Origin of the sequence: Pseudomonas sp. R62 (genome assembly GCF_000257605.1) — a bacterium.
Lineage (GTDB): Bacteria > Pseudomonadota > Gammaproteobacteria > Pseudomonadales > Pseudomonadaceae > Aquipseudomonas > Aquipseudomonas atacamensis.
The window spans coordinates 34474-36703 of record NZ_JH635999.1; the positions used below are offsets into that span (position 1 = coordinate 34474).

The window sequence follows — 2230 nt, forward strand, 5'->3', positions numbered from 1 at the left end:
GGGTGGACGGAGAGCCTGATCTACCTGTGGGGCAAGCACGGCGTCGGGCGCACGCATCTGTTGCAGGCCGCGTGCCTGCGCTTCGAGCAGATGGGCGAACCGGCGGTGTATCTGCCGCTGGCCGAGTTGATGGACCGCGGCGTGGAAATCCTCGACAACCTTGAACAGTACGAACTGGTCTGCCTGGATGACTTGCAGGTGATTGCTGGTAAGGCGGACTGGGAAGAGGCGATGTTTCATCTGTTCAATCGTCTGCGTGACAGCGGCCGGCGCCTGCTGATCGCCGCGTCCACTTCGCCGCGCGAATTGCCAGTGAAGCTGGCCGATCTGAAATCCCGCCTGACCCTGGCGCTGATCTTCCAGATGCGTCCACTTTCTGATGAAGACAAATTGCGTGCGCTGCAATTGCGCGCATCCCGTCGCGGTCTGCACCTGACCGATGAAGTCGGGCACTTCATTCTCACTCGCGGCACGCGGAGCATGAGCGCGCTGTTCGATCTCCTCGAGCAGCTTGATCAGGCTTCCTTGCAAGCGCAACGCAAGCTGACCATTCCCTTCCTCAAGGAAACTCTGGGCTGGTAGTAGTGGGCTTTTGCCAGCTTTCAGGCGCCAGAAAACCCGCGTCCCTGCGCCGATTCAACGGCCAGACGAGTTACGCGCTTAGATGTAAACGCGAAACCGGGAAGTCACATAAAGTTCGATTGAATTTGCAAATGAGGACGATAGCGGGCATAGTCTCGGCTTCTTTACAACTATCAGCCACGGTCGTGCCCATGCTAAAGCGCTTCGCACCCCTCGTGCCTCTCGCACTCGTTACCCTGTTATTCGGTTGTGCTGCTCATTCTCCGGTTCAAGAGCCGCCGCAACAGGTCAAGAATTCTGCTACCGCCCAGTCTTCCGTTATTTACCAGGAAGAGCTGGACACCGAAAAAGAACTCAACCAGTTCAACGGCAGCAAGCCTTATCAGCTTCCTGTACTGGCTGACAGCATCCTCGAACGCGGCATGTCCCTGATCGGTACCCGTTACCGTTTCGGCGGTACCTCTGAAGCCGGCTTCGATTGCAGCGGTTTCATCGGTTACCTGTTCCGCGAAGAGGCGGGCATGAACCTGCCGCGCTCGACTCGCGAAATGATCAACGTTGATGCGCCGCTGGTTTCGCGCAGCAACCTTGAGCCGGGTGATCTGCTGTTCTTCGCCACCAATGGTCGTCGCGGTCGTGTCAGTCACGCCGGTATCTACCTGGGTGACAACCAGTTCATTCACTCCAGCAGTCGTCGCAGCGGCGGTGTTCGCATCGACAGCCTGGGTGACAGCTACTGGAGCAAGACTTTCATCGAAGCCAAGCGCGCACTCGCCATGGCGCCGACCGTGGTCACCGCTCGCAAGTAAACTGCATGTCGCTGCGTTCGCGGCGACAAAACGGCACGGCAATGGAGTAGACCTAAACTTTACAAGGTGAAGTTAAAGTCTTACTTGAAGTTTGCCGCGTAGCCGCTAGAATCCTGAATCTATATTGATGGCAAACCGCCTGCGTGATGACGCAGGCGGTTTTGTTTCTGTCCATTCGGCAGAGAAAGCCGCAGCCAGATCAGGATGTTCTGCTTATGACGATGTCGGCCCGCCTCACCTTGATCCTTTGCGCCGCGCTGCTCAGCGCCTGCGCCAGCCGCACACCGCCGCCAGCCCCCGTGGTTCGCGCGCCGATCGTGTTCGGTCCTTCCCAGGCTTTTTCTCCCGTTGCTGAAGACGTGCTGTTCCGCGCCCTCGGCCTGGTCGGCACGCCGTATCGCTGGGGCGGCAACACGCCAGATTCCGGTTTCGATTGCAGTGGTCTGATCGGTTTCGTCTACCGCGACGCGGCGGGAATTTCGCTGCCACGCTCGACCCGCGAAATGATCGTCATGCAGGCGCCGAATGTCGGCAAGGAAGGCCTGCAGACCGGCGACCTGATCTTCTTCGCCACCAATGGCGGCTCGCAGGTCAGTCATGCGGGGATTTACGTCGGCGAGGGTCGCTTCGTGCACGCACCGGCCACGGGTGGCACGGTCAAGCTTGATAGCCTGTCGAAGGCCTATTGGCAGAAGGCGTATCTGAGCGCCAAGCGAGTGTTGCAGCCGGGGCAGCTGGCGCATAACCCGTAGTAAAAATTGCAGACATTCTAATGTGGGAGCGAGCCTGCTCGCGAAGGCGGAGTGTCAGTCGACAATGATTTGACTGATACACCGCTT

Annotated in this window: 3 protein-coding genes; all 3 read left to right on the forward strand. The window is 58.7% G+C overall.

What is annotated here, in order from left to right; translation table 11 throughout:
• Window positions 1-582: DnaA regulatory inactivator Hda (gene hda / locus OQK_RS18570; RefSeq protein ID WP_038861953.1), on the forward strand; the 582-nt coding region annotated here is incomplete at its 5' end.
• A gap of 191 nt (window positions 583-773) precedes the next feature.
• Window positions 774-1391 carry a C40 family peptidase gene (locus OQK_RS18575; protein WP_016773699.1) on the forward strand — a complete coding sequence of 206 codons (618 nt, stop codon included), beginning with the start codon at window positions 774-776 and terminating at the stop codon, window positions 1389-1391.
• 215 nt (window positions 1392-1606) lie between these two features.
• On the forward strand, window positions 1607-2143 hold the full coding sequence (locus OQK_RS18580; protein WP_016773700.1) for a C40 family peptidase: 537 nt from the start codon (window positions 1607-1609) through the stop codon (window positions 2141-2143).
• Window positions 2144-2230 lie beyond the last annotated feature (87 nt).

Excerpts from the sequence above, each read along its gene's own strand:
- OQK_RS18575 (WP_016773699.1), top strand. The coding sequence starts at position 774 with ATGCTAAAGCGCTTCGCACCCCTCGTGCCTCTCGCACTCGTTACCCTG.
- OQK_RS18580 (WP_016773700.1), top strand. The coding sequence starts at position 1,607 with ATGACGATGTCGGCCCGCCTCACCTTGATCCTTTGCGCCGCGCTGCTC.